21 protein-coding genes and 1 pseudogene are annotated in these 25,784 nt (G+C 47.3%); 13 read left to right on the top strand and 9 right to left on the bottom strand.

Going from position 1 to position 25,784, the window contains the following annotated elements; genetic code table 11:
* Positions 1 to 36: 36 nt before the first annotated feature.
* Both ACWIZX_RS07185 and ACWIZX_RS07180 read right to left on the bottom strand, forming a co-directional pair.
* Positions 37 to 1,239, bottom strand: a complete 1,203-nt coding sequence (locus tag ACWIZX_RS07185; protein WP_448335285.1) for an ABC transporter substrate-binding protein — start codon at positions 1,237 to 1,239, stop codon at positions 37 to 39.
* Positions 1,240 to 1,243: 4 nt separating this feature from the next.
* Positions 1,244 to 1,807: a PadR family transcriptional regulator gene (locus ACWIZX_RS07180; RefSeq protein WP_322793016.1), complete on the bottom strand. Its 564-nt coding sequence runs from the start codon at positions 1,805 to 1,807 to the stop codon at positions 1,244 to 1,246.
* Between the two features lie 146 nt (positions 1,808 to 1,953).
* Between ACWIZX_RS07180 and ACWIZX_RS07175 the strand changes: the two genes are divergently transcribed.
* The 4 genes from ACWIZX_RS07175 to ACWIZX_RS07160 all read left to right on the top strand — a co-directional run bounded on the left by ACWIZX_RS07175 (position 1,954) and on the right by ACWIZX_RS07160 (position 4,827).
* Positions 1,954 to 2,706, top strand: coding sequence for a zinc ribbon domain-containing protein (locus tag ACWIZX_RS07175; protein ID WP_322793015.1), 753 nt, complete (start codon positions 1,954 to 1,956; stop codon positions 2,704 to 2,706).
* A gap of 102 nt (positions 2,707 to 2,808) precedes the next feature.
* The gene (locus ACWIZX_RS07170) at positions 2,809 to 3,726 is read left to right on the top strand and encodes a hypothetical protein (protein WP_448335284.1); all 918 of its coding nucleotides are present in this window, start codon (positions 2,809 to 2,811) and stop codon (positions 3,724 to 3,726) included.
* 107 nt (positions 3,727 to 3,833) lie between these two features.
* Complete coding sequence (locus ACWIZX_RS07165; protein WP_416181038.1) at positions 3,834 to 4,283, top strand: nucleoside deaminase; 450 nt, start codon at positions 3,834 to 3,836, stop codon at positions 4,281 to 4,283.
* 94 nt (positions 4,284 to 4,377) lie between these two features.
* Positions 4,378 to 4,827 carry a YccF domain-containing protein gene (locus ACWIZX_RS07160; RefSeq protein ID WP_322793012.1) on the top strand — a complete coding sequence of 150 codons (450 nt, stop codon included), beginning with the start codon at positions 4,378 to 4,380 and terminating at the stop codon, positions 4,825 to 4,827.
* Between the two features lie 76 nt (positions 4,828 to 4,903).
* Here ACWIZX_RS07160 and ACWIZX_RS07155 read toward each other — a convergent pair whose 3' ends face one another.
* Both ACWIZX_RS07155 and gatB read right to left on the bottom strand, forming a co-directional pair.
* Positions 4,904 to 6,190 carry a Glu/Leu/Phe/Val family dehydrogenase gene (locus ACWIZX_RS07155; RefSeq protein ID WP_448335283.1) on the bottom strand — a complete coding sequence of 429 codons (1,287 nt, stop codon included), beginning with the start codon at positions 6,188 to 6,190 and terminating at the stop codon, positions 4,904 to 4,906.
* A gap of 263 nt (positions 6,191 to 6,453) precedes the next feature.
* Positions 6,454 to 7,920, bottom strand: a complete 1,467-nt coding sequence (gene gatB, locus ACWIZX_RS07150) for an Asp-tRNA(Asn)/Glu-tRNA(Gln) amidotransferase subunit GatB (RefSeq protein WP_448335282.1) — start codon at positions 7,918 to 7,920, stop codon at positions 6,454 to 6,456.
* 178 nt (positions 7,921 to 8,098) lie between these two features.
* Between gatB and ACWIZX_RS07145 the strand changes: the two genes are divergently transcribed.
* From ACWIZX_RS07145 to dnaA, 6 genes are all read left to right on the top strand, one after another.
* A complete protein-coding gene (locus ACWIZX_RS07145; protein WP_448335281.1) occupies positions 8,099 to 8,812 on the top strand; it encodes a hypothetical protein in 714 nt (237 codons plus the stop codon).
* Between the two features lie 132 nt (positions 8,813 to 8,944).
* Positions 8,945 to 9,631 carry a response regulator transcription factor gene (locus ACWIZX_RS07140; RefSeq protein WP_322793008.1) on the top strand — a complete coding sequence of 229 codons (687 nt, stop codon included), beginning with the start codon at positions 8,945 to 8,947 and terminating at the stop codon, positions 9,629 to 9,631.
* A gap of 18 nt (positions 9,632 to 9,649) precedes the next feature.
* Positions 9,650 to 11,023 (top strand): sensor histidine kinase, encoded by a 1,374-nt coding sequence (locus tag ACWIZX_RS07135; RefSeq protein ID WP_448335280.1) that lies wholly within the window; start codon positions 9,650 to 9,652, stop codon positions 11,021 to 11,023.
* Between the two features lie 26 nt (positions 11,024 to 11,049).
* Positions 11,050 to 12,075: a lysylphosphatidylglycerol synthase transmembrane domain-containing protein gene (locus tag ACWIZX_RS07130; RefSeq protein ID WP_448335279.1), complete on the top strand. Its 1,026-nt coding sequence runs from the start codon at positions 11,050 to 11,052 to the stop codon at positions 12,073 to 12,075.
* An 18-nt stretch (positions 12,076 to 12,093) separates the two neighbouring features.
* Positions 12,094 to 13,407, top strand: a complete 1,314-nt coding sequence (locus ACWIZX_RS07125; protein ID WP_448335278.1) for an NAD(P)/FAD-dependent oxidoreductase — start codon at positions 12,094 to 12,096, stop codon at positions 13,405 to 13,407.
* A 490-nt stretch (positions 13,408 to 13,897) separates the two neighbouring features.
* On the top strand, positions 13,898 to 15,220 hold the full coding sequence (gene dnaA / locus ACWIZX_RS07120; protein ID WP_448335277.1) for a chromosomal replication initiator protein DnaA: 1,323 nt from the start codon (positions 13,898 to 13,900) through the stop codon (positions 15,218 to 15,220).
* Positions 15,221 to 15,224: 4 nt separating this feature from the next.
* On the opposite strand, the gene ACWIZX_RS07115 is transcribed toward dnaA, so the two are convergent.
* The 5 genes from ACWIZX_RS07115 to ACWIZX_RS07095 form a co-directional block, all read right to left on the bottom strand.
* The gene (locus ACWIZX_RS07115) at positions 15,225 to 16,760 is read right to left on the bottom strand and encodes a glycosyltransferase family 2 protein (RefSeq protein ID WP_448335276.1); all 1,536 of its coding nucleotides are present in this window, start codon (positions 16,758 to 16,760) and stop codon (positions 15,225 to 15,227) included.
* Between the two features lie 173 nt (positions 16,761 to 16,933).
* A complete protein-coding gene (locus ACWIZX_RS07110) occupies positions 16,934 to 18,793 on the bottom strand; it encodes a hypothetical protein (protein WP_448335275.1) in 1,860 nt (619 codons plus the stop codon).
* A complete protein-coding gene (locus ACWIZX_RS07105) occupies positions 18,696 to 19,937 on the bottom strand; it encodes a glycosyltransferase family 4 protein (protein ID WP_448335274.1) in 1,242 nt (413 codons plus the stop codon). The genes ACWIZX_RS07110 and ACWIZX_RS07105 overlap by 98 nt, the downstream gene beginning before the upstream one ends.
* A gap of 14 nt (positions 19,938 to 19,951) precedes the next feature.
* Positions 19,952 to 22,705, bottom strand: a complete 2,754-nt coding sequence (locus tag ACWIZX_RS07100; protein ID WP_448335273.1) for a glycosyltransferase — start codon at positions 22,703 to 22,705, stop codon at positions 19,952 to 19,954.
* Positions 22,706 to 22,723: 18 nt separating this feature from the next.
* Entirely contained in the window at positions 22,724 to 23,590 is an 867-nt protein-coding gene (locus ACWIZX_RS07095) for a class I SAM-dependent methyltransferase (protein ID WP_448335272.1), read from the bottom strand.
* Between the two features lie 82 nt (positions 23,591 to 23,672).
* Between ACWIZX_RS07095 and ACWIZX_RS07090 the strand changes: the two genes are divergently transcribed.
* The 3 genes and pseudogenes from ACWIZX_RS07090 to ACWIZX_RS07080 form a co-directional block, all read left to right on the top strand.
* Entirely contained in the window at positions 23,673 to 24,512 is an 840-nt protein-coding gene (locus tag ACWIZX_RS07090; RefSeq protein ID WP_448335271.1) for an ABC transporter permease, read from the top strand.
* Positions 24,513 to 24,518: 6 nt separating this feature from the next.
* Complete coding sequence (locus ACWIZX_RS07085; RefSeq protein WP_448335270.1) at positions 24,519 to 25,268, top strand: ABC transporter ATP-binding protein; 750 nt, start codon at positions 24,519 to 24,521, stop codon at positions 25,266 to 25,268.
* A 37-nt stretch (positions 25,269 to 25,305) separates the two neighbouring features.
* A pseudogene (locus ACWIZX_RS07080) lies at positions 25,306 to 25,784 on the top strand (hypothetical protein); the annotation flags it as partial.

The following is a 25,784-nucleotide window of genomic DNA, read 5'->3' as shown; positions in this document are numbered from 1 at the left end:
CCTCAGCCCGTAAAGCGCTGGACGAATAGACAGCACTCACCGAAAATCACCCTTGAATACAGGAAGAATTTTTTCCTCAAAGGTTCGGGCATCCAGACCGTAAAACCGCTCAAAAAACAGCCGGGCTTCAGCGGTCAAGTCAAAATTCGGAAAAGCCTCAGGGTGCAGACGGTAGGCCAGATAACGCAGGCCTAAAATCCAACGTGGGTCGGGTTGATCCCAGGAGTAATAATCTCTGGGAAAGGCGTACAAATGCCCCTCCTGCACCGCGCGCAGCGCCTGCCACTGGGGGTCTTGCAGCAGGTTTTCCACCACTTGCTGGGGGTTGGCTGTGTAAGCAATGATAAAAATGCGGTCAGCATCCCAGCCGGCAATCTGCTCCAAATTGACCTTCGTCCAGCCGCTGCCCAGCTCAATATCCGTCCAGACCGGTATACCGCCGGCCAGTCCGGTCAGGATGGTCTGCAGCCAGGTTTTCGGCGCCACATTAAAGGCCACCTGCCCATCGCGGTCGGAATAATACAGCAGCAGGACGCGCGGTTTCTGTTCATCGGTCAAATCTTTCAATGCGTTGCTGACTGTATCGAGATGCTGCTGGTAAAAGGCCCAAACCTCATCCGCGCGTTGAGAGTTTCCAAACAGGATTCCCAGCGTCTGTAAATCGCGCTGATATTCCTGCGGGGTTTCCATCGAAAGATAAACCACCGGAATACCCAGCGCTTCCAACGGATTGCCGAGCGGTTCCTGCATGTACGGCTTTAAGAGAACCACATTCGGCCGCGCCGTAACGACCTGCTCGGCGCCCACATTGGTTTCAAAGGCAATCTTTTCAGGTAATCGTTGATCTACCAGTGCCAGAAAATCGCCATCCGGCGATTGAGAAGTGCGCGAGACCGCCACCACCCGTTCGAACGATTCGGGAAAGAGGTAAACTGCATCTGTCAGCAGCGCAACACCGCGGCCAGCCACCACCACCCGCTTAGGCAATTCCTCAAACGTTACAGTGCGCCCCAAAGCATCGGTCAGCACGATGGGCTGGTGCTTAGCTTCGGCAGGCTGCGGTGTGGGAGTGCTTTCTACCCTTTCTACCGCTTCAAGCGAGGCGAGCAACTCCTGTTCGACTGGTGTGGCAGAGGGGGAAGATACAGCCGGATTTTCGACAGGCGGAGGGTTCATCGGTTGACAGGCCGAAAGCACAATCAAAACCACCCATAAACTCAACCAGATTATTTTCCGCATACGATTATCCTCCGTTAAAAATTGAATTAAAAGTCTGTTCAAACCAGTCCAACAGAGCCCGGGTCTGGTGCAGGCGCATCTCCACCGCCATGCGGTTGTAGGTCTGGTCAATGGGGATTCGCTCAAGTTGAGCGCGCAGGCGGTACAGCCCTTCCTGAATCACCTTGTGCTGACGGTCAAGAAAATCCTGCAGCTGCGCCGGGAACAGCCGCTGAATGAGAAAAACACGACTGGGCAGCTCCAGCCGGATGATTTGAACCGCACAACGACTGGGGGTCATCAGCCAGCGAAGAGCCTGCTGGCGGCCAACCTCGCTGAGGGTAAAAATGCGCCGCGGCAGCCCGCGCCGCGATTCTTGCTCTTCACCGTTCACCCAGCCGCGTGCTTCTAACCGCCTGAGGGTGGCATAGAGCTGGCTCTGGCTGAGATGCCAAACGTGTCCCAACTCCCGTCTGAGAATCTGGTTCAACTGGTAGCCATCACGGGGAGTTTCCAGCAGTAACGCCAAAAGTACATTTTCCGGGCTGGGACTTCGATAAGAGGATGTCTTTTGGATGGAATTTTTCATAAATACTGATTCAATCACTATTATAAATTTTCCGAAACAACCGAACAAGATGACAAATGTCATCGAAAAAATTGTTGTTTTTTTTGTGACAAAGCGATACACTAAACTTACACACCCAGCCCGTTTCTATTCATAAGGAGAATATCATGGATAAATTTTCCCGCATGCCCCAGTACGATATCCGCAACGATGGGGCGGGGCCTTATGCCGTGTTCTATTGCGATGCCTGTGGGCGGGAGTTTCGCTCTCAGCCGGATGTCATCAATACGTTGGGACAAGACCTTGGAAAACAGGCGGTAGGCGGGTTCTTGCGCAAAGTTCCGCTGGTTGGCAATGCAGTGGCTAACAGCGTAACCGGTGAAGATCCCCGCTATTCGTACAAAATGACTCCCCAGCAGCTGGAAAAAGCCTGGGCGCAGGCGCAGGTACATTTTCGAGAATGCCCCACCTGTGGGCGCATCGTCTGTCTCTCGGATTTCGACACACAATCGGGTTTTTGCATGGACGATTCTCCGCGCACCAACGAGATTGCTGAAGCCCGCGGCGAACAAGCCGGCGCAGCCCTGAAAGGATTGGCGAGCGCTTTCGGACTGGACAACGTGGTCAAGAAAGTCGGTCAGGCTGCCGAAAACGCCCAACGTGCCGCCGAACAAATGGCACGCTGCCCCAAAGACGGCACTCTTGCCGCGCCCGGCACCAAATTCTGCCCGGAATGTGGCACACCAATGCTTCAGCCCGAAGCCGTACTTTGTCCTAAGTGCGGTACCGATACCAAAGGAGCCAAGTTCTGCCCGGAATGTGGCACAAAAATTGAAGCCGCGCCTGCTCACTGCCCCAATTGTGGCGCTGCAGTAAAAGAGGCAAAGTTTTGCCCGGAATGCGGCACAAAAATCATCTGAAAATCAGGGCTCCAATTTTGTGAATTATCTCTAAAAGATACGGCTTTGGGGAGGTTCTTACCCGTGAAACCAGGTAAAAAAATTTTTGATTCAGCCCAATGGATGAGAAATCAATCCGCTCTCTTCCGATTACTGATCGGTTCAGTTTTCAGCCTGATCGTCATTTTCGCAGGATTCTGGTGGGTTGGCGGTCAAATTCCCAACTGGGGCAGCACCAATCAAGAAGTGATCGCCTCGCTGCCCGGTGATGAGATCATTGCATCTCCGGATATCATTTGGAACCACGCGCTGACGATTCGGGCATCCCCTGCTGAAATATATCCATGGCTGGTGCAAATCGGTGATTCGCGCGCAGCATTCTATTCGATTACCTTCATTGAAAACCTTTTTTGCATGACTACAGGAGAATGCCATTACGTGAATGCTGATCGAATTCACAAAGAATGGCAAAATCCTATCCGTGGTGAACAGGGCATTATCATCAATTACCTGGTGATTCAGGATTACCAGCCGGATCAGTTTGTGCTGGCAAAGAATAGCGCTGCCCTGCCGCTGCAATGGACATGGTTGTGGTACATTCAGCCGCTGGATGAGAGTTCATCGCGTCTGATTGTGCGCCATCGCATTGATGCGCCGGATGATGTGCCCTTGGGAATTTTCAATCTGATCATGAACAGCGGCTATGTAATGGAACGAGGAATGATGCTGGGCATCCGCGAAAGGGCAGAAGGCCGCATTCCACGCGCTTACGAAGAGCCGCTCGGTGCGCTGATCTGGCTGCTGGTATTTCTGAGCGGCATCATTGCAGCGGTTCATTTTGTAAAAGGATCGGCCAGCTGGCATGCGCTGGGAGTTGGTCTGGAAGTGATCGTCATTTTGTTCATCCTGACCTTCATTCAACCCCCGTTTTGGCTTCGGCTGGTATTCCTCATGCTGATTGCAGCCGGCGTGGCTATCCTCTACTGGCAAAAAGCCGTCCGCCAAAGCAACTCTTCCAAAAGCGCCACGCCTGAAACCTGATTTCATCCTTTTCTTCAAGCTATGCGCGAGTCTTGAAACCAGGCCTCTTTGTGATAAGATTCATCCACCCATTCCACCTTATATCAAGCAAGGAGGAGCAAGCGATGATGGATGAATTCATGCAAGCTGCTTACGAAGAAGCCCTGCAAGGCTACCGCGAAGGCGGCATTCCGATTGGTTCGGTGCTGGTATTGGATGGAAAAATCATCGGGCGAGGGCATAACCGCCGGGTGCAGCGCGGCAGCGCTGTGCTGCATGCCGAAATGGACGCACTGGAAAACGCCGGCCGGCTGGCACCCGAAGATTACCGCCGCGCCACCATTTACACCACCCTCTCTCCCTGTGACATGTGCAGCGGCGCCATATTGCTCTACAAAATTCCGCGCGTGGTGATCGGCGAAAACCAGACTTTTCTAGGAGCAGAAGAACTGCTGAAATCCCGCGGGGTGGAGCTGGTGGTATTGAATGAACCGCGCTTGATTCAAATGATGCAGGATTTTATTACCGAAAAACCCGACCTGTGGTACGAGGATATCGGACACTGTATTGAATGTTGAACCGCCAACCCGCAACTTTTTCGCCTCTTTTGCGTAAATAATATTGCATGTAATCCGTAATTCAATTACAAAACCGCGAAAGAGGTAAAAACAAATGACACAACCTACTCCCACTCCCGTCATCGTACAGCCTCAGGAACAAGGGCCGGGCTGCTTAATCCGGATTTTATATTTTTTGCTGGTCGGCCTGTGGCTGGGCGGCATCGTCACGGTGGTTGCCTGGGTGCTGAATGTGACCATCATCGGGCTGCCGCTGGGTTTATGGCTGCTCAACCGCCTGCCGCAGATTATGACCCTCAAACCGGTCAAACGGCAGGCAAGGGTCATGGTGGTGGACGGCAAGGTCATCTACCGCGAGTCGAGTCTGCCGCAGCCGCCTTTCCTGCTGCGCGCCCTGTATTTCCTGCTGGTCGGCTGGTGGTTCAGCGCTCTGTGGCTGGCGCTGGCCTGGCTGTTGACCGGTCTCAGTCTTGGTTTGGGGCTTCCGCTCGCCTTCTGGATGTTCGATCAGACCCCCGCCATTACCACCCTGGCGCGCTACTAAACCCTCGGTGCCTGAAAATCACAGCCGCCTCTCCGCTGCTGGAGAGGCGGCTGCCGTATTGGCTGGTTCCCTGAGATTAAATCCAGCCGCGCAATTCCATTGCTTTGACCACGCGGTTAATCGCCACCATATAGGCAGCATCGCGCATGAAGACCTTTTCTTTCTCTGCCAGTTCCAGCACCGCCTGGAACGCTGCCGTCATCTTCTGGTCGAGTTTGGCAAGCACTTCTTCTTTCGGCCAGTAGAAATTCATGTCATTCTGGACACTTTCAAAGTAAGAAACCGTCACACCGCCGGCATTGCACAGAAAATCGGGGATCAGGAAAATGCCGCGCTGTTTGATGACCTCATCGGCCTCCGGCGTGGTGGGGCCGTTGGCGCCTTCAGCAATGAGTTTGACGCGCGGTGAAATTTTATGGACCGAGTCGGCGTTGATCTGCCCTTCCAGAGCAGCCGGGATCAGCACATCCACGTCTTTACTGATCCAGGCATCCCCCGATTCAATGGTATAACCGGCTTCTCTGGCTTTGGTTTTGTCAATCGTGCCGTACTGATCGGTAATACTCATCAGGAAGCGCGGATCAATCCCATCCGCCTTACTGACCGTGTAAGAAGTGCGGTCTTCGCGATCCCAATAAGAAACGCAAACCACTTTGCCGCCCAATTGTTCCGTAAATCCAATGGCTGCATACTGGGCCACATTGCCAAACCCCTGAACAGCCGCCAGACATTGAGTCGGGTCGAGCTTGAGGTGTTTCATGGCTTCGCGCACCGTATAAATCACGCCAAAACCGGTGGCTTCGGTGCGGCCCAGCGAGCCGCCGCCACCGACCGGTTTACCAGTAATCACACCGGGGGTATATTCACCCACCAGCTTGGAGTATTCATCCATCATCCAGCCCATCATCTGGGGGGTGGTGCCGACATCCGGGGCAGGCACATCCTGGCGCGGGCCGATATTCTTCCACATCTGCTGCACCCAGCCGCGTACCAGCCGTTCCTTCTCGCTGGTGGAAAGCGTTGCCGGGTCCACAATCACGCCGCCCTTACCGCCGCCCAATGGAATATCCACCACCGCGCATTTCCAGGTCATCCAGGTGGCCAGCGCACGCACCGTGTCAATCGTTTCAGCCGGATGAAAACGGATGCCGCCTTTACTGGGGCCGCGCGCATCATTGTGCTGGACACGAAAGCCTTGAAAGACTTTGATACTGCCGTCATCCATGCGCACAGGGATACGGAAGTGGAACTCACGCAGCGGCCAGCGCAGTATCTCGCGCACCTGCGGGTCCAATTTGAGCAGTTCTGCCACATGATCGAACTGGCGTTGAGCCATTTCAAACGCATTGGTGGTTTCTGCCATTGTTTTTTCTCCTGTTGATTGGAAGTTTGGGTTGGTTTGTTGCTTCATTAAAAAATAAACGGGCACAACGGCACTGTGCCCGCTCAAGACTGGGTTTGGAATTGCTGCTGGCAGCTCATCGGTTCAATTGACCTCACAAAAAGGTGATGATGATCCTGATATAGGTTAGCAAACCTGAGGTCGTTCGTCAATATGATGAAAATCGCCTCTCTCCGGTGATACCCGGCACGGCGCGGCGTCATTCGTCACATAGACAGGCCGGCTCAATCTTGTTTGAGCGCTGCCAGCTGTCGTTCCAGCTCGGCACGGGCTGCTGCCGGGCTGGCCCGTCCGCTTGTCTGGCGCATCACCTGCCCCAGCAGCCAGTTGAACACGGTGGTTTTCCCTTGATGATAGGCTTCCACCTCGCGCGGATTCTGCACCAGTACGTCTGCCACAATTTCCGCAATCAGACCGGTGTCATTCACCTGCGTCAAGCCTCGTTCGGCAATGATTTGGGCGGCTGAACTTCCGCTTGTCAGCATCTCCGCCAGCACCACTTTGGCAGTGTTGAGATTAATCGTCTGATCGCCGGTAAAGCGCAGCAATTCCACCAGCATGGCAGGCGTTACCGCCAGTTGGGCAATGCTTTTCCCGCTCTGGTTGAGCCATGCAAAAATTTCACCGCTGATCCACAGGGCAATCGTTCGCGGTGAAATGGCAGATTTTGCCTGGCTGACACAGGCTTCAAAGTAGCCCGCCACAGCCTCGTCTTCGCTCAGCAGGGCTGCTTCGGCAGGGTTCAGCCCATACTGCTGGCAAAAACGGTTCTTCATCGCCTGAGGCAGTTCCGGCAAACTGGCGCGCACCCGTTCAATCCACCCGGCTTCGATCACCAGCGGCGGCAAATCCGGTTCGGGAAAATAGCGGTAATCGTGCGCCTCTTCCTTGCTGCGCTGGCTGATGGTGACCTGCGCGGTTTCATCCCAGCCCAGGGTTTCCTGCCGAACCGGCAGACCCCCATCCAGCAGAGCAGTCTGACGTTCAACCTCATAGGCAATGGCGCGTTCCATTGCCCGAAAGCTGTTCAGGTTTTTGATTTCCACGCGCGTACCCAGTGTGCTGCTGCCCGGCAAGCGCAGCGAAACGTTTGCCTCAAAGCGTATGACGCCCTTTTCCATATCCCCGCTGTTAGCACCCACCCGCCTTAAAATTGCCCGCAGAGCGGTGGCATAGGCGCGCACTTCTTCCAGTGTATTCATGTCCGGCTCGCTGACAATTTCCAGCAACGGCACACCGGCGCGATTCAAATCAACCAGCGAGAATGAACGGCCCTCTTCATCCTGCATATGGATCAATTTTCCGGTATCTTCTTCCAGATGAACCCGCCGGATACGCACCGTTTTTTCTCCCTGCGAGGTTTCGATGCGCAAAAGTCCATGCTCGGCCAGCGGATATTCGTATTGCGAAATTTGATAGCCTTTGGGCAGGTCCGGATAAAAGTAATTCTTGCGGGCAAACAAACTGAGGGGGGCAATCTCACATTCTAACGCCAGGGCAACCCTCAGCGCATGTTCTACGGCAGCCCGGTTGACCACCGGCAGTGTGCCGGGCATGCCGGCACACACCGGGCAAACAGCGCTGTTGGGTTCTGCCTGGGTCGAATCGACCACCGGACAGGCACAAAACATTTTGCTGCGAGTTTGCAGTTCGGCATGAACTTCCAAACCAATCACTGCTTCGTACGGCATGGCTCCTCTGGCTCGGGCAAACTTGTGATGGGGGAGATTTTACCATAGCCCTGCCCCTCTCAAAATCCAATATTTTCCCAATCTGCTCTTAATAATTTCTAAACAATCGTTTGTTATCTTAAACACAGCAAGCACGGGAACATTCCCATTCACAAAACTCTTGAAAGGAGACACAATAATGAAAAGCAAAAAGTTGATTGTCGGCATTTCTTTGGGCGCTCTCGCCCTGATTCTCGCCTTCGGCCTGGCTGCTCAAGCCTTCCAGACGGTCAGCGCCAATGCGCTCCCACAGGTGGGCGGCCCATTCGGCGGTGGGCGGGGTATGATGGGGCCAAATGATGGTGAAGCACTGGCAGAGGCGTTGGGCATCACCACCGATGAGCTGACCAGCGCTTACCAAAAGGCAGTCCAAGCCGCCGTGCAGGAAGGTGTGGAAAAGGGCCTGATCACGCAAGCCCAGGCCGATGCCATCCTCAACGGCACAGGCCGCTTTGGCGGCAGAGGAATGCTGGGCTGGCTGTTCCAAAACGGGGTAGATTTCCAAGCCCATCTTGCAGACGCTTTGGGCATCAGCGTGGATGAATTACAGGCTGCGTATGTGAAGGCTGCCGAAATTCGGCTGGAACAGGCAGTAGCCGACGGCCGCATCACGGAAGAAGAAGCCGAGTTGCTGCGCGCCCGCCATACCCTGTTCAACAATGAAACCTTCCAGAGCAGCATGCAGGCCGCTTTTGAAAATGCTGTCAAAGAAGCCGTTGCGAATGGCGTCATCACCCAGCAACAGGCTGACCTGCTTCTCCAACAGGGCGGTTTCGGGATGCGCGGCGGATTCATGGGCTTAGGCGGCGGTTGCCATGGCGCTGGACGCGGCGGCTTTGGACGGGGCTGGTAAATCCTCTTGAACCGGCTGGCGGTACGGTAACTTTTCTCCTCCTTACTAAATATCCGCTTTACGGGTGAGGATGCAGCGCAAGATCCCCGGCATCCTCACCCTTCGATTCTGACCGGAGTATAATGAATCAATATGGCGAAGAAACTGCTCATTGTGGATGACAAACTGGAATTGCGTCAACTGCTGCGCTCCTACCTTACAGAGGAAGGTTTTGAGGTCTTTACCGCCGGCAACGGTCAGGAAGCGTTGTTTGCCGCCCGCGATCATAAACCCGACCTGATCATCCTCGACCTGATGATGCCGGAGATGAGCGGCTTTGAGTTTTTACGCACTTACCGCCGCGAAGCAGAAACGCCGGTCATCGTCCTGACCGCCCGATTGGAGGAAAATGACAAAGTGGTCGGCCTGGAACTGGGTGCCGATGATTATGTGACCAAACCGTTCAGCATGCGCGAACTGACCGCACGCATCCGCGCCGTTTTGCGCCGCATGGACAAGGCCGTAGCCGCGCCGGAAACTCTGCGGCGGGGGCAAATTGAACTGGACCGCACCAGCCGAATGGTGCTGGTCAATGGCAAACCGGTTGACCTGACACCTTCCGAGTTTGAAATTCTGGCCGCTTTCATGGAAACACCCGGCAAGGTCTTTTCGCGGCTGGAGTTGCTGGAACGCATTCAAGGGGATGCCTACGAAGGATATGAGCGCACCATTGACGTGCATATTCGCAATCTGCGCCTCAAAATCGAGCCCGATCCTGCCAATCCCCACTACATCGAAACGGTGTATGGAGCAGGTTATCGTTTTGCCGTTCGAGATTAACCGTCCGATGAAAAATATATGCGATCATTAACCGTCAAACTGACTCTGGCTTTTCTGGTGGTGGGTGTAACCGGCGCACTGCTGGTAGCCGTGTTCATCAACCGGCGCATCCAATCCGCCTTTGACCGCTTTCTGCTGACCCGCGAAGAACAGGCGATGATCTCTGCTTTGCTGGAGTATTATCAGTTCAACGGGTCGTGGGAGGGGATTGACAACGCCCTGCTGCGCCGACCGCGCATGATGATGCAGGGAATGGGCGGGATGATGCGCACCATGGAAGCCACCTGGGCGCGGTTCACGCTGGTAGATGCCGAACGACGGGTGCTGTTCAGCATTTCGGCTGGCGAACCCAGCGGCAGTCTGATTCCCGCCAGTGAATTGAACCGCGCTGTCGAGCTTTCGGTGAATAACCAGACCGTCGGCTGGGTGATTCTCAACGCCAAACGCCGCGCGTTGATTGCGGATACGCCCGAAGCAGTCTTTTTGCGCGGGGTCAATCAGGCAGCCCTGGTCAGTGCGGTGATTGCCTCGCTGCTGGCACTGGCACTGGGCGGCTTTCTGGCCTATGGGCTGACGCGTTCCCTGCGTGAGCTGACTCATGCGACCGAGGAAATTGCGCGCGGCAATTACGGCAAAGAGGTTGCCGTTCGCTCCAACGATGAACTGGGCACTCTGGCTCAGGCATTTAACAAAATGAGCCGCGATCTGGCCAACGCGGTTCGCCTGCGCCGCCAGATGACCGCCGATATTGCCCACGAATTGCGCTCACCCTTGACCGTGCTTTCCGGTTATGCTGAAGCGCTCAGCGAGGGTAAATTGAAAGGCAATCCCGAAATTTACAACGTTCTCCATCAGGAAACGCGCCAGCTCAGCCGTCTGATTGACGATTTGCGTCTGCTATCTCTGGCGGATGCCGGCGAATTAAGTCTGCTGATTCAACCCACCGATATTCCCACCCTGCTCAATCAGATCATTACCCGTCACAGTGTCACCGCTCAGCAAAAACAAATTGATTTACAGGCTGTCGTATCCCCCGGCCTGCCCAAATACCCCCTCGACCCCGACCGGATTGCGCAGGTGCTGGACAACCTGATTCTGAATGCCTTCCGCTACACCCCGGCGGGCGGCTGGATTCGGTTAAGCGCCGAAATCTCGCCGCCGGGCGGTTTGCGCCTGAAAGTGCAGGATAACGGCAGCGGCATCGCTGAGGATGACTTACCCTTTATCTTTGAACGGTTCTACCGCGCCGATAAAGCCCGCCATTCCAATCAGGAATCGGGGCTGGGGCTGGCAATTGCCCGCTCGATTGTGGAGGCACACGGTGGAAAAATCACTGCGCAAAGCCAGCCGGGCAAAGGCACTACCTTCACCATAGATCTGCCGCCCACATAATTTGTGCAGCGTGTTACAATTGCGCCATGCTGAAACGCTGGCAATTCTGGGTTGGCATCGCCGTAAGTGCCTTATTCCTGTATCTGGCACTGCGCGGCTTGCATCTGGGGGAAGTGTGGAATTCGCTGCAAACCGCCCAATTCTGGTGGTTGCTGCCGGGTGTGGCAGTTTATTTTATCGGGGTGTGGGCGCGCGCCTGGCGCTGGCACTATCTGCTGCGACCCTTGAAAAAGATTCCCACCCGCACCATGTTCCCGATTGTGACCATCGGTTACATGGGCAACAATATTTACCCGGCCCGTGCCGGAGAGGTACTGCGCGCCGCCATTCTTAAAGACCGCGAGGGAGTGGCCATTTCTGCCTCGCTGGCTACGGTGGTGGTCGAGCGGATTTTTGATGCGGTGGTAATGCTCGGTTTTGTGTTTTTCAATCTGGGAGAATTAAGCCGGCTGACGCACGATTCCGGTTTTGTGGGCAATATCCAGCAGCTTTCGGTATGGAGCGCCTTGATTTTCATCGGCGCGCTGATCCTCTTCCTGCTGGCAGCAATGTTCCCGCGCGTTACCGAACGCCTGACGATGAGCATATTGGAAAAAGTCGTGCCGGCCCGCTTTCGCCCCAGGGTGAGCGGGGTTGCCCTACGCTTTCTGACCGGATTGGAATCGTTGCGTTCTCCGCGCGAAGCCTTGATGGTCTTTTTCACCACGGTCATCATCTGGCTGCTGGAAACCGGCAAGTACTGGTTCATCATGCACGGCTTCGGCTTTGAGGTCAGTTTCTTTGCGTTAATGCTGATGAACGGCATTGTCAACATCGCCACCACCCTACCCTCCGCCCCGGGGTACGTGGGTACCTTCGATGCGCCTGGCATTGCCGTGCTGGTGGCTTACGGCGTGCCGCAGGCTACCGCGGCGGCCTATACACTGGTACTACACGCCGCCCTTTGGCTGCCCATCACAGCCCTGGGGGCCTATTATTACTTCAAACAACCCCTGCGCTGGGGGAAGGATTTACAGCAAATCCGCCAGACGGAGAGCGCAGCAACAGACTAAAACGAACGAGGGAAGAACATGCGAATTGCTGTCATTGGAGCAGGCATCGGCGGGATGAGCGCCGCATTCGACTTTGTCAACGCCGGACATCAGGTGGTTATCTACGAATCGGCCCCCTACGTGGGCGGGCTGGCAGCCGGCTTCAAAGACGAGGGCTGGGAGTGGTCGGTGGAGCATTTCTATCATCACTGGTTTCAGACCGACCGCGACATGCTGAACCTGATCCGCGAGCTGGGTTTGCAGGATGAAGTGGTCTTCCCCCGCCCCAAAACTGTGGTTTATTACAAAGAAAAGTTTTACCCGCTGGATTCTCCGCTGGCAGCGCTCACTTTTCCCGGCTTCAGCCTGCCGGACATGATTCGCTTTGGGTTGGTGACGGCTTATTTACGTTATTTGGCCGACTGGAAACCGCTGGAAAAAATCACGGCTCACGAATGGATGCGTAAAGCCTACGGGGAACGGCTGTACAGTGTCCTGTTTGAACCCCTGCTGCAAGGCAAGTTCGGCCAGCACTATAAATCCGTCAACATGGCATGGTTTTGGGCGCGCTTCAAGGTGCGCTCCACGCGGCTGGGGACTTTTCAAGGCGGCTTTCAGGCCTTTTCGGACACCTTTGCTGAAATTCTACGCCGCCGCGGGGTTGAGATTTTGCTCAACACGCCCGTTGAACGCATCGAAAGCGGCGGGAAGGTAGATGTACTGCTGAAAGACGGTCAGCGGCAGTCCTTTGACCAATGTCTGGTAACGGTTGGGCCGGGTTTGCTGGCAAAACTGGCTCCCAGCCTGCCGGAGGATTATCTGCGCGGGCTGCTCAACCTGAAAAGCATGGGCGCGGTGGTGATGGTGCTGGCACTGCGCCACCAGTTATCTGAAGAAGGTTACTACTGGTTCAACATTCCCAAGAGTGCCGGCTATCCTTTTCTGGCGCTGGTGGAACACACCAACTTCCTGCCGAGCCGGCACTTTGGCGGCGACCATATCGTTTATATCGGCGATTACCTCGACCCCGACCACGAATACTTTCGGCTGAGCAAAGAAGAATTGCTGGAACGCTTTTTACCGGTGCTACCGCGTTTTAATGCGCGTTTTGAACGCGAGTGGATTCGCAAAACCTGGTTGTTCCGCACCACCTACGCCCAACCGGTGCCGCTGGTCAACCATTCGCAAAACATTCCGGATATTCGCACACCGCTGCCCGGTGTGTACTTTGCCAGTATGAGTCAGGTGTACCCGTGGGATCGCGGCACGAATTTTGCCGTGCAGATAGCCCGCCGGGCTGCAAATATGATGCTGAACGACCTGAACCAAACAAAATTAAGTGTTAAAAATTAGTGTGACAGCAAGATTCCGTTCCGCGAGTCTTGTGGAAAAAATTTGGGAATTGGAATCTTTTTGAATTTTTTGGAATTAAACACCACAGATAGAACATACAATCAACAAATCGGACATGACCCCCATATATAGGGGGTCGTATTCGGTCTTATCCCCCTTTTATGGTGTTTGCAGCTTACTACACTATCGCGAATTAATTTTAAAAATTTCAAGATTGTCCTTAACATGAGAATTCTTAAAGATCAGATGTTTTTTAGAGTAGCGTATGGTAATCGTCTTGTCCTTGGGCGCGGCTTCTGTTAGAATGTACAAGCAATCAGCAATACGGGGACAGCCCGATTGTAAGCGGGTCTTCTCTACCACCCGCCACATCCTGTGCAAAACTCAGGCAATTTAGACTTGTTTGCAGCCTCACCGTTGGGTGGGATTGTTCTGCATATCTCACCTGCTGTCTGGGTTTGCACCCTATCCTGTATGCGGAGGACGACACATGAATGCTCAACAAGCCTGGCAAGCAGCCCTTGGACAATTGCAAATGGAAATGCCCAAAGCATCCTTCGATACATGGGTACGCAACGCGGAATTAATCCGTGTAGAGAATAACAAGGCCCGCATCGGTGTCCAAAATGCCTATGCCAGAGACTGGCTGGAAAGCCGGCTTGCCGGTACATTTTCCCGCCTGTTGACCGGCTACCTCGACTCGCCAGTAGAGGTTGAGTTTGTCGTCTGGCATCGCGAAAGCGAGGCTGAAAGTACTTCAGCGCAGGAAAACGCGGCGCGCTCCAACGGTAACAGCAGCCGTTGTCTGATTGATCGTTATCGTTTTGAAAATTTTGTGGTTGGAGCCAGCAACCGCATGGCCCATGCTGCCTGTCTGGCGGTGGCGGACAAACCCGCCCACGCCTATAACCCGCTGTTCTTATACGGCGGGGTTGGATTGGGCAAAACGCATCTACTGCATGCCATCGGCAACGCCGCCAACGATAAGGGCTTGCAGGTGCTGTATGTTTCTTCGGAAGACTTTACCAACGAACTGATCAACGCCATCCGCACGCAGAATACGCTGGCTTTTCGTGAACGCTACCGTTCCATAGATGTTTTGCTGATTGATGACATTCAATTTATTGCCGGCAAGGAATCAACTCAGGAAGAATTCTTCCACACCTTTAATACACTGCACAATCAGGAGAAGCAGATTGTGCTTTCTTCGGATCGTCCGCCCAAGGCGATGGTAACCCTGGAAGAGCGACTGCGCTCGCGGTTTGAGTGGGGATTAACGGTAGATATTCAACCCCCGGATCTGGAAACCCGCATCGCCATTTTGCGCTCCAAAGCCATGCGCGCCGGGCGCGAAGTGCCCATGGACATCCTGACGCTGATTGCCCGTCAGATTCAGTCAAACATTCGCGAACTGGAAGGGGCGCTGACGCGCATTCTGGCCTATGCCGATTTGAGCAACCAGCCGATTACCGACAAACTGGTGGAAATTGCGCTGGCTGATCTGCTGCCACAACCGAACGCGGTTGAACCGGCGCAAATTCTGCAAGCCGTAACGCGCACCTTTGGGGTCAGCCGTGAAAGATTACTGGGACGTGATCGTTCCCGCGAGGTAGCCTTACCGCGTCAGGTGGCCATGTATCTGATGCGCGAGATTGGCAACCTTTCGCTGCCGCAGATTGGTGAAGCCCTGGGCGGACGCGATCACACCACCGTGATGTACGCCTGTGAGAAAATTGCCGACCAGATTGAACGCGACGACCGCCTTCGCCGGCAAGTCCTCTCCATCCGCGAGCATGTGCTGGGGAGGGGGTAGGGGGCTAGCGAGTCATAAATTCAATTAACTTGTCATATCGCTCAACAGGATCCATTTCCCATTTCTGACGGATGGTTGGAATACGCCATGCTCTTGAGAGGTTAGGATTGTAATAAGGATCACCCTGCTTGATTTTTTCTCGGAAATAGTCCCTTTTTGCCAACAAATCCTGTTTTGGTATATATTTTCCTCTCGATCTGCCCTCATAGTGAATCAGTTTGACATCCGGGGTATAAACAATCCGGTAACCCGCATCAATAATTCTCAAACACAAATCCACATCTCCAAATGCAAGCGTGAGAGACTCATCAAATCCGCCCACCTGTTCGAAAACGTCCCGCCGCACCATCATACATGCCCCTGTGACAGCTGATACATTTCTCATCCAGTCAACATATCCGTAGGGAGTGTAAATATCAGATTTTACTCCCATAAACACATGAGAAGCATGGCCTTCCAACCCAATCACAATTCCAGCATGTTGAACAGAACCATCTGGGTACAGGAGTTTCGGACCTACAGCACCAACGCCAGGTATTTGTAAAACACCTGCCAAATTCTTGAGCCAGTGGGGATCAATGATTTCCGTGTCATTATTTAGAAACAACAATAATTCACCAGTTGCTTTTGCAGCCCCCTGATTACATGCGCGCGAGAAGTTGAAGGGACGAGAGCCGTTGAGTAAATCAAAATTATTGTGTTTAGAATACAACGTGTTGTAGAAATTTATGACTTCAGGATCGTTACTTTCATCATCCACAATTATTATTTCGAACTTCTGGTTAACAGAATTCTCAAAAATGGAATTGACAGATCTCATTATCTCATTAGGATGATTCTTGTTAGGAATGATTATTGAAATCTTATTCTGATCACCAAGAAATTGTAAGAATGAACTTCCATTAGGTCTTTTTTCAATTTTTGTGGAAAGCACTTGTCCTCTCAATAATAAATAGTCTTCAACTCTTCTTTTATGTTCTTCAATTAAAATTTCATCCTCCCAAGGAAATTTCTTTGAATGCAATAATACCATGGGAATATGGAATATCCTATTTGCATAAAATAATGCTTGAGCATATTCGTTTAGATAATCTTTGTCATCACCCATAAAAAGTTTTGATTTGTAGACTGCCCCTTTTAAAATATCAACACTTAACCATAATTCTGGTGACCACTTTGGTTTTAATAATAGTTTATATCCCCTTACACGTGAAAATACTATTTGATCAAAATAAATGATGTCTGCATCAATTTTTTGTAGTATTTCTACTAATTTTTTCCCAACTTCATCACCGGATTCAAGGCAACAGATATAATCCGAATACACATATTTAAGCAAATCTTTTATTTTTTTATTAGAAGCACTATCACACAAAAATATTTTTTGAGGTTGTGTTAACTTTTTCATGTTTTTATAATTTGATGAGTCATTTAAAACTATGAGTGCTTTCCAATTTTCATTAGTCTGGCGTAGTAGGGATTCCACCGTGTTGTACAAAGAATTTTCGTTAGTTACTTTGACCAAAAACAACACACTCATCGGTTTCCTGAAATCACAATAGTTCACTGGATTCCATTCCAATTGACTTTCGTTGAGGCTAAATTTTTGAAAAATTAGCATGTACCTTGAGAATCTGATCATTAACTTTTCCAGCCAGTAAAATAAATAAAACTTTATTTTGTTTATAAAAAAATTAAATTTGGAAACCCCTTTCACGGATTAATCCTCAATGGAGCAGTGCTGCAGTATGTTCCTTGATTTAAACCATCATCAACCTTTGCACATAAATAATAATTTGAAGGGGATACTCCTGTTGTATTCCAATCAAATGACATTCCATATAAGCCTCTTGTATTATTCAATATTAGAGGCAGGTATGTAACATACAAATAATGTGGTGGTAAATTGGATGGAGGTTGAGTTACAGGTAAGGCTTTTTTTTGAAGAGGCTCATTCTTTGGATCTGATGTATAAAAAAACTCAATTTGCACAGAGTCTGGAGACTCGTCAATAATGGAATAATAAACAGAGAAAATTGAACCCGATTTAACAATCTCCACACCTGACAGCATAATCCAGTCAATTTTCTGGAGAAAATATTCATCCGTTATGTTTTCATTTGGGTCGAATCTCAATTCAAAAATCTCTCCTGCTTCCTGCCAATTACGCTGAATTGAAGGACATTCCCCTGCTTTTTGTTCAGGAGAGCCGAGAAATTGATCGAACAAATCAACGTTATAAACTTGCCACCCCACGTCAAAGGGCAAGTCCTGGCTGACCCAGTGACATCTATAACCATCTCTGAAACTTGTGCCTTGTGTAGACCATATCCATCGGACAATCATACCTTTTGGGACATTCGCCCATGGTTTACTCCATTCAGTAAAAAGCCGGTAACTTAGGAAACGATAATCAGACGAAATAATTTTGTCACGAATTCTTAGAAAAATTTTTGGATCTGCCACACCGCCATTTTGACATGATAGTGGCGCCGTCTTAAATCTCAATTCCTCACCATTTGTTATAGACACCTCTTCAACGCATTCGGTTTTTAGGACATCGCTAAGCGAGGACATATTCCATGCAATTGATGGGCCACTTGTTGGTGAAGGACGAGAGATTTTTACAATCGGAGATTGGTTAATAATTATTGAACCTTGACTAAGAATACCCCCGTTTGAATTTTCAACAACATAACTATAATTTCCAGGCTCAACCCCCTGAAGATCTATTTTACCAACACCATTCAATGATGAAATATTTTCAACAAATATTTTACGTTCATCCTTAATCAAATAAAATTTTGATAGACTTGACGGTAGATTATTAATTTCGTAAAAAACCCCCTTACAATTAGTAAGTCTTACCCAATCGACTTCTATATTTGCATCTTTTTGGGTAGTCGGGTCGATTCTCAAACCCGCCCAATATGGAAGTTCTGTCCATCTTTTCCCGCTCAGCCATTCTAAACTCAAGTTTATCTTTACCACTCTCCACTCATCATCTGGCACATCAATAAATTTAGTTTGTCCAAAATTTCCCAAGTTTAAACTCTCATTTTCAAACCAGAATACCTGAAGATTGTGAGATTTTACATTTTGTTTATGAATCTTCAAACCAATAAACAAACAGCTATACTCATTTGATGGAATTGGAAACTGTTTTCCAGTTTTTCCTACAGGAAACATTGGCCATAAAGGATAAAACTGGGAGTCATTTGTCACGGAATAAGAATAAAATATTCCTCTCTCTACACGAATGTGATCCAAATGAATATCTTGTCCACCATTATTAAGCCCAATGGATATGTCACTCAATTCTTTCATATCCCAAGGATCACCCATTTTTGCTGTAGCAAAATCATTACCCTCGGGAACGATTGGAGAGTATGCTTGAGAAATTAAATTGGATGTAAATAGTGACAAAAATAAAAATATTGAGACCATTAAATTTATTAGCAAATTATCACCATAATTAGTGTTTCTTTTTTTCGAGAACTTGGTTATAAATTTCTCGAAATCGCTTAGCAATTTCTTTCCATGTATATCTTTCCATAACTTTGCGATGACCATTTATACCCATCTCCAAAGCCAAATCTTGATTTTCCACTAACAGAAGTATTGCTGAAGCAAGGTCAGTTTCATTTTTATATTCAACTAAAATCCCATCATTTCCAGCATCAACAACGTAAGGAACTGCACCACGATTGCAGCCTATAACAGGCTTTCTTGCAGACCAAGCTTCTAAAAATGCTATTCCAAAAGACTCAAATCCTGATGGATAAATGAAGACATCTAGAGCATTAAATAAATATGGCTTAAACTCATTATCAAAATTATAAAGCACTGTAGTTTTTTCACGAGTTAACGGATCTGATAAGAAAGTATCAATTACAGTAGCAAACGAAGTGCGCGCACCTGCGATAAGTAACCTTGCTTCAGGAATTCTTTCCCATACTAGATGCATTGACTTTAATAAGGTATCAACACCTTTATGTGCACCAATTTGCCCAATAAAACCGACGATAGGGACATTCAAAGGTAATCCCAACTTGATTCTCGCTTCGTTTGTTTCTATGTTCAAAAAATCTTGAATATCAACCCCTGCTCCAACTACAGAAATTTTTCTTAGATCTACGCCTTTCTCATTTACTAAATATTGTTTTTCAAATTCAGTATTAGCAATATAATGATCACAATCTTGAATCGCAGTGTATATCCAATCTCTCTCATATCCCCATTTATCCTCTGGGTGAAGTCCGCCATGTAATACTATAGGTTTATTTGATCTCTTTGCCCCCTTTAATGCATAATGCATATGCATTAATGGAAAAGAGGAAGCCATTACAACATCTGCTTCGTATTTTTGGATTGCAGAAGTAAGTTCGCAAATAATTGGACCTCCAAAAAATGTTCTCATCCAATCATGACCAGGTATTTCGAAACGATACCAAATTCTTTGAATTGGCCTCAATAAAGCGCTTAAATAGCTTCTAACCCTAAATCTCCTAACATAAACTCCATTGATGACTTCCTCTAGTTCAATTATTCTTCTTTCGTTCACCTTCCAAAAACCTTCTCCGTTATAGCAATCAGTAGTAAATACTGAAACTTGATCTTGAAATTGCTTTACAATTTCTTCTGAAACACGCTGAACAAGAATTTCTGTACCTCCAATCGCAGGAAAATAACCCTGAACAACATGCAACAATTTCATTAGCGCTCTCCGGTTTATAAATTTTTCCTAAATAATAACCAATGTAAATGAAAGGTGATCTTTGACCACATTGGTTTCCAGCCTTCAGTTGCATATATCAATAATGCCTCTCTAAACTTGCTTTTTGGTTCAGGAACCATCACTATTTTTTGATTTTCGTTCTTTTTGTGAATCAAATTAAAATCAGCAGCTCGTTTATGCTCAATACAATATCTCTTCAATGGTTCGACCTGTTTTGACCACTCTAAATCTTGTCGAATTTTCTCAAAAGCCGATCTAAAATTCTCTTTTGGCGTGCCTAATAAATCGACAAGTTTATTGGCAACTTCCTCAACATTCTGAGGATTTACCACAGCGCCAACTTCGTATTTTTGTACCCATTCGCTAGTAATATCACCACTCGTAACCAAGACTGGAAGTCCCGCCCAAAAATAATCCATTATGCGTGTTCGGATTGAATATCTGGTTTCAATACTCGAGTAATGCAACGTAACTCCAACATCAGCCTCTGAAAGTAAGAACTGACGTTTATCATAATCAACCCATTCAATAAAAACAATTGATTTATCAATCTCTCCTATCTCCCTTGCTAATTCGATAGCTTTATCAACGATTTTATGTTTCGGAACAAGCGGATTGGGGTGTTTGGTCCCCAAAAAAACCAACTTAGCTTCTGGAAATTTAGAAATAACAGATGGCCAAGCTTTTATCAAAGTTAATGGATCAAGCCAATTCCATATTCCTCCTCCCCATAATACAATTTTTGATTTTTCGTTAAAACCAGGATAATTATTTCGTAAAAAACAACCTGACAAGGGAGGAACATCTGGCATACCTACACCAACAACATCAATCAGGTTTTTCAAAGTATCGTCTTCCAGAAAATTGTATGGATTTGCTCTTTGGTTCGCGACCAGTAATCCTAACCAAAGGTCCCTTTGTCGCTCATTACCACAAATGAAAAAACTTCCAATTTTTGCTAATCTATTAGCTATATCAACTGACTGACTATTTAGCAATAGTTGTTGTTCAATGGGTAAATCCGTGTAATAATATAAGTTTTCAAAAAAGAATGGATCGTACAAGTCTATAATTATTGGTGTTTTTACGCTTTGTAAGAATGGGAATTGATTTACCATATAACCGGTAATTAAACTATAATCATGGTTTTCGATTAAGATTTTGAGAGTCGATGGTTCATTTTCCGAATAAGAGATAATCCTCACCCTCTCAATTTCCATATCAGTTTTATTCGGAATAGCCAGAGTAACCTTTAATGATTGAGATAATGCTTTAGACATCTCAAGATATCGCATTCCTGGTCCCGCCATCTTTTTATCGATTACATCATTGCTGATAATCAACAAACTTGATTTTCTGTGTTTCGAGTCAAATTCGGGCATTTTGGTCGATTCCTCATTCTTGATAATTTGATAATAGTACCCTTCAATTAACGATCGGGATAGGTACGGAATTCCATCAACATGAGCTATTGGCAGTGGATATTTTAACTGATGAAATAATTCTGTGTCATTTATTTTTCGTTTTTTATTCAGAGTGTTTTTTAGTTTCTTAATCTCGCTTAAATCTAATAAAAACTTACTCCATGCCTTGATATAACTAAAGCATTTTGTAAATTTACGGCGAACAAGATATTTTAAAAAATTTGTTACATCTTCAACTAAGTAATTAAAAACAAATTTTAATAATGTTTTTCCTTGAGCAAGTTTCATAGCAAATCTCAGCCGTCCATAACATGCGTTAGATAACTTTTGATTATTAAGTTCGTTATCACCTAAAGAATTTGCCCCACCAAATGCATGGAATACAACAGCTTTTGGAGCGGCATATATTTTCCACCCCATTAAACGAGCTCGATAACACCACTCGCTATCCTCATAATACATTGGAAATTTCGGGTCTAATAAACCGACATCATTAAGTGCGTTTTTGGAAATGAGCACTCCCGCGAAACAAGCGGATGGTAGTTCATTCCAACTTAAGAATTGGCCAATATCAAGAATACCATAACCAATATCCGCTCCCCAATTATGGTTTTCCACATAATTCCCTAAACTATTTAGAAAAGAAGGCGACCATAATAACTTCAACTTTAATGCTATAGCCGCTGCATCTATCTTAGATTGTGCAACCTTTAAAGCATTTGCAATTGCCCCATCTTCCAAGAATGTATCCTGATTTAACAATAAGATATAGTCTCCCCTCGAATTCTCAATCCCTACATTGTTTGCGGCTGCAAAAGATAAGGGTTTCAATAAGCGTATCACCTTAATTTCAGAATAAGACAACAATAACCATTCATACATTTCAAGCGAGGGAGATGCATTATCAATGATTATTACTTCAAGATTATGATAAGACTGATTTTTTATTGAAGGAATCAATTTTTCCAACCATTTTTTCCCGTTATAGGCAATTATCACAACAGATACTAAACTTTTTTGAGTCAGTTGCAATGATTCATCAACTTGCTCTTCAGTTGAATTATTTAGATTTCTTTTAAGTAAACCCGCTGCACACAAGCAACCTATTGTGGCCCGTATAATATCTTCATCTACTTGATATTGGATGGTTTGTAATAATGATTGCAATTTTTTACCTTGAATATCACTCCAAATGTTATAAACCCACTCGTCCAGTATAACGTTCACAAAATCTGAGAGTATTTGAAAATTGTTACCTCTCTTTCTTACTATCAGCTCATCATTTGCTTTATAGCAAATATCAATAAGCTCTTTAGAACTCATAAGTAAGCCCTAATTTCTCTATTCTTTCCCTATAATTTTTCTTAATAAACGCCATCTTAGACTATTGTCTGGAAATATTTTCAATCGAAGTCTTCCAAGACTCATTAAAATTTTCCAAGATGTACTTTTAATTATATTGTTATAAGCTAAATCTCGATCCCTTATGGCTACTTCCAAATTTTCAAGATGTTTCAATAAATTCGAAACTTGGCTGGATAAATCAGATACTTTTTCCTTATAGCTCAACAATTGTTCTCTTTGAGCCCTAATCTCTTGGGACAACAAGAACAACTTTTTTTCATAATTTTTCACTATGTAATGAAAGGCGAGGTTGGTTTTTCGATATAGAACCGCCCAAGGTGTGATGAAGGACGCATCAAAATCTAAGTCTCGGATAAAACCATGTCTTGCAAATAGCTCTGACCAATAATCAATTGGATTTACATTGACGTGAGTTGCTTCTGAATAATCAAAAGGGCTGGATGAAAATAGAATCATTTGAGTATGCCTGCAAAAGTTTTCTATTGCAGAAATGGCTTCTGGTTTTGGCACATGTTCCAAAACTTCTATACAGACGATCAAGTCATAATCCCGGCTCAATTCTTCACTAACCGAACCCACCCAACAATAAGGTTGAATACTTTCATGCACTTTTGAAATAGCATAGGATGAAACATCTAATCCATAAGCCTCAATATCGTTCTGCCTAAGCTTTTCTACCAAAAAACCCATTGCACAACCTGCATCTAAAACAGTTTTTGGATTTATGTCTTGCTTTATCCTTTCAGCAATTTTGCCAAAAAAATTTAGCCATTGCTCATTGCGCTCATAAGGAATACCACAATCATGTTGATAATAATAATAATCAAAATGATTAGATGACATTTTTTCCTCTTGGCTAAAACAGTACTCGAATTCAACAAACCAATTTTATCCCATAATCGTTTATAATCTAAGATCAAAGCATATGACCACTTCATATCATCCAAACCTTTATTACGACAGCTCTGCTCGCGGTTCTCCGCCATTAGAAGAATTGCGCGAGGTAATTCATTATCGGAATCTTATCCTTCAACTCACTCGCCGCGACGTTATGACCCGCTACAAGCGGTCAGTTCTCGGTATTGCCTGGACGATGCTCAACCCCCTAGGGATGATGGTTGTCCTAACGATTGCTTTTTCTCATATCTTTCGCTTTGACACTGAATATGGCTATCCTGCTTACGTTTTAAGCGGTTTATTGGCATGGAATTTTTTTTCTCAAACGACCACAGCAGCAATGGTTAATTTGGTTTGGGGTGGAGGTTTATTACACCGTATTTACATTCCTCGAACTTCCTTTGCCCTTGCAGCTATTGCTACCGGGTTGGTCAACTTATTATTGTCTCTAATTCCGCTGTTATTAATCAATCTGATCAGCGGCGTTCCAATCCGGGCTACAGTATTCTTCCTGCCAATCCCGATGTTGTTATTAGCCGCATTTGCGCTTGGGGTAGGCTTGTTGATATCTACCTTTGCAGTGTATTATCCTGATGTAGCAGAAATGTACGGCATAGCCATGTATGGCTGGATGTACCTGACACCGGTGATTTATCCGATCAGTATTTTACCCGACACATTTCGCTTCTGGATTACTCATCTAAATCCAATGTATTATTTTTTAGAAATTTATCGGGCACCTATATATTATGGGAAATTACCAACTGCAGAGATTTTTACTCCAGCAGTTTTGATCGCAGTAATTACACTTGTGATTGGATGGGTAGTTTTTACCTATAAATCGGATGAATTTTCTTATCGAATATAGGAAATTATGAGTATTGATCAAGTAGTAATCCGATTAGAAAATGTCTCAGTTCGATATCGCACACCCGCAGAGCGATATAACACTTTCAAAGAATTTGCTATTCGCTGGCTGCAAGGAAAAGTACGCAACAACTCTTTTTGGGCGCTTCGTAATGTTTCTTTTGAAATTAATAAAGGTGAAGTATTTGGAATTATCGGTCAAAACGGTGCCGGCAAAAGCACACTTCTGAAATTAGTTTCCCGTGTTATGCGGCCAACTGAAGGGCGAGTCGTAGTAATTGGCCGGGTAGTTCCGCTTTTGGAACTTGGCGCGGGTTTTCATCCAGAATTAACAGGGCGAGAAAATATTTATCTCAATGGTTCAATTTTGGGTTTTAGCCGAAAGGAAATGGAAACAAAATTTCATCGAATTGTGGAATTTTCTGAGCTACATGAGTTCATTGAAGCACCTCTTCGCACTTATTCTTCCGGTATGTGGGCACGGCTCGGTTTTGCTGTTGCAATTGACGCTGAACCCGATATCTTAATTCTGGATGAAATCCTCTCTGTTGGGGATGAAGCATTTCAAAGAAAATGTCTGGCCAGGATTGATGAATTCCGTCAACAGGGCGCAACTATTGTGCTGGTTTCGCACAACACACATCAGATCGAACAAATGTGTCAGCGTGCAGCCTGGTTGGCTCACGGTCAGTTACAATCCATAGGCCCTGCTAGTGAAGTTGTACGGGCTTACCGAGAAAATCAACACATTAATTAGTCGCTTCTTGGGGTAATCCAAAAATATTAAATTTGGAATGAATTCTCAACCTGCTATTATGATAGTGTCCGGCGTTCAAGGCGATACCCGACGATATCGCGCTTTTCATCTCTGGCAGCAACTCCGCTTGGCAGGTGTGAACTGTGCTGTTAATCACATTACATCCCCAACTGTGCAAAAATTGATTTCTCAAGTCGATATCTTGATCCTCCAACGGGTAAACTGGGATGCTTATCTTGATCGGTTAATTCAGAAAGCAAGAAAAAACCGGGCAGTCATCATCGCTGACATTGACGACCTTATATTTTTACCCGAAGCATACCAATGGATTGACTCACCTGACTTCCAGGATCCCATTCGTTTAAGACTGTACCGTGAAAATCTGGAACGAAATCAAATTACATTACGCCATTGTGATGCCATTCTTGCTTCAACGGACTTCCTCGCTGAACAGGCAAAGCAATTACAAAAGCCAGTATGGGTACATCGGAATGGCTTTAGTTTAGAAATGATGTC

The organism is Bellilinea sp., assembly GCF_053501535.1.
This window is presented reverse-complemented; position numbering and strand designations above follow the sequence as displayed.

Excerpts from the sequence above, each read along its gene's own strand:
- ACWIZX_RS07090 (WP_448335271.1), top strand. The coding sequence starts at position 23,673 with ATGACCACTTCATATCATCCAAACCTTTATTACGACAGCTCTGCTCGC.
- ACWIZX_RS07115 (WP_448335276.1), bottom strand. The coding sequence starts at position 16,760 with ATGAGTGTGTTGTTTTTGGTCAAAGTAACTAACGAAAATTCTTTGTAC.
- ACWIZX_RS07170 (WP_448335284.1), top strand. The coding sequence starts at position 2,809 with ATGAGAAATCAATCCGCTCTCTTCCGATTACTGATCGGTTCAGTTTTC.
- ACWIZX_RS07110 (WP_448335275.1), bottom strand. The coding sequence starts at position 18,793 with ATGGTCATCGCAAAGTTATGGAAAGATATACATGGAAAGAAATTGCTA.
- ACWIZX_RS07095 (WP_448335272.1), bottom strand. The coding sequence starts at position 23,590 with ATGTCATCTAATCATTTTGATTATTATTATTATCAACATGATTGTGGT.
- ACWIZX_RS07165 (WP_416181038.1), top strand. The coding sequence starts at position 3,834 with ATGGATGAATTCATGCAAGCTGCTTACGAAGAAGCCCTGCAAGGCTAC.
- ACWIZX_RS07135 (WP_448335280.1), top strand. The coding sequence starts at position 9,650 with ATGCGATCATTAACCGTCAAACTGACTCTGGCTTTTCTGGTGGTGGGT.
- ACWIZX_RS07085 (WP_448335270.1), top strand. The coding sequence starts at position 24,519 with ATGAGTATTGATCAAGTAGTAATCCGATTAGAAAATGTCTCAGTTCGA.
- ACWIZX_RS07130 (WP_448335279.1), top strand. The coding sequence starts at position 11,050 with ATGCTGAAACGCTGGCAATTCTGGGTTGGCATCGCCGTAAGTGCCTTA.
- ACWIZX_RS07180 (WP_322793016.1), bottom strand. The coding sequence starts at position 1,807 with ATGAAAAATTCCATCCAAAAGACATCCTCTTATCGAAGTCCCAGCCCG.
- ACWIZX_RS07160 (WP_322793012.1), top strand. The coding sequence starts at position 4,378 with ATGACACAACCTACTCCCACTCCCGTCATCGTACAGCCTCAGGAACAA.
- ACWIZX_RS07175 (WP_322793015.1), top strand. The coding sequence starts at position 1,954 with ATGGATAAATTTTCCCGCATGCCCCAGTACGATATCCGCAACGATGGG.
- ACWIZX_RS07105 (WP_448335274.1), bottom strand. The coding sequence starts at position 19,937 with ATGAAATTGTTGCATGTTGTTCAGGGTTATTTTCCTGCGATTGGAGGT.
- gatB (WP_448335282.1), bottom strand. The coding sequence starts at position 7,920 with ATGCCGTACGAAGCAGTGATTGGTTTGGAAGTTCATGCCGAACTGCAA.
- ACWIZX_RS07100 (WP_448335273.1), bottom strand. The coding sequence starts at position 22,705 with ATGAGTTCTAAAGAGCTTATTGATATTTGCTATAAAGCAAATGATGAG.
- ACWIZX_RS07125 (WP_448335278.1), top strand. The coding sequence starts at position 12,094 with ATGCGAATTGCTGTCATTGGAGCAGGCATCGGCGGGATGAGCGCCGCA.
- ACWIZX_RS07140 (WP_322793008.1), top strand. The coding sequence starts at position 8,945 with ATGGCGAAGAAACTGCTCATTGTGGATGACAAACTGGAATTGCGTCAA.
- ACWIZX_RS07155 (WP_448335283.1), bottom strand. The coding sequence starts at position 6,190 with ATGGCAGAAACCACCAATGCGTTTGAAATGGCTCAACGCCAGTTCGAT.
- ACWIZX_RS07185 (WP_448335285.1), bottom strand. The coding sequence starts at position 1,239 with ATGCGGAAAATAATCTGGTTGAGTTTATGGGTGGTTTTGATTGTGCTT.
- dnaA (WP_448335277.1), top strand. The coding sequence starts at position 13,898 with ATGAATGCTCAACAAGCCTGGCAAGCAGCCCTTGGACAATTGCAAATG.
- ACWIZX_RS07145 (WP_448335281.1), top strand. The coding sequence starts at position 8,099 with ATGAAAAGCAAAAAGTTGATTGTCGGCATTTCTTTGGGCGCTCTCGCC.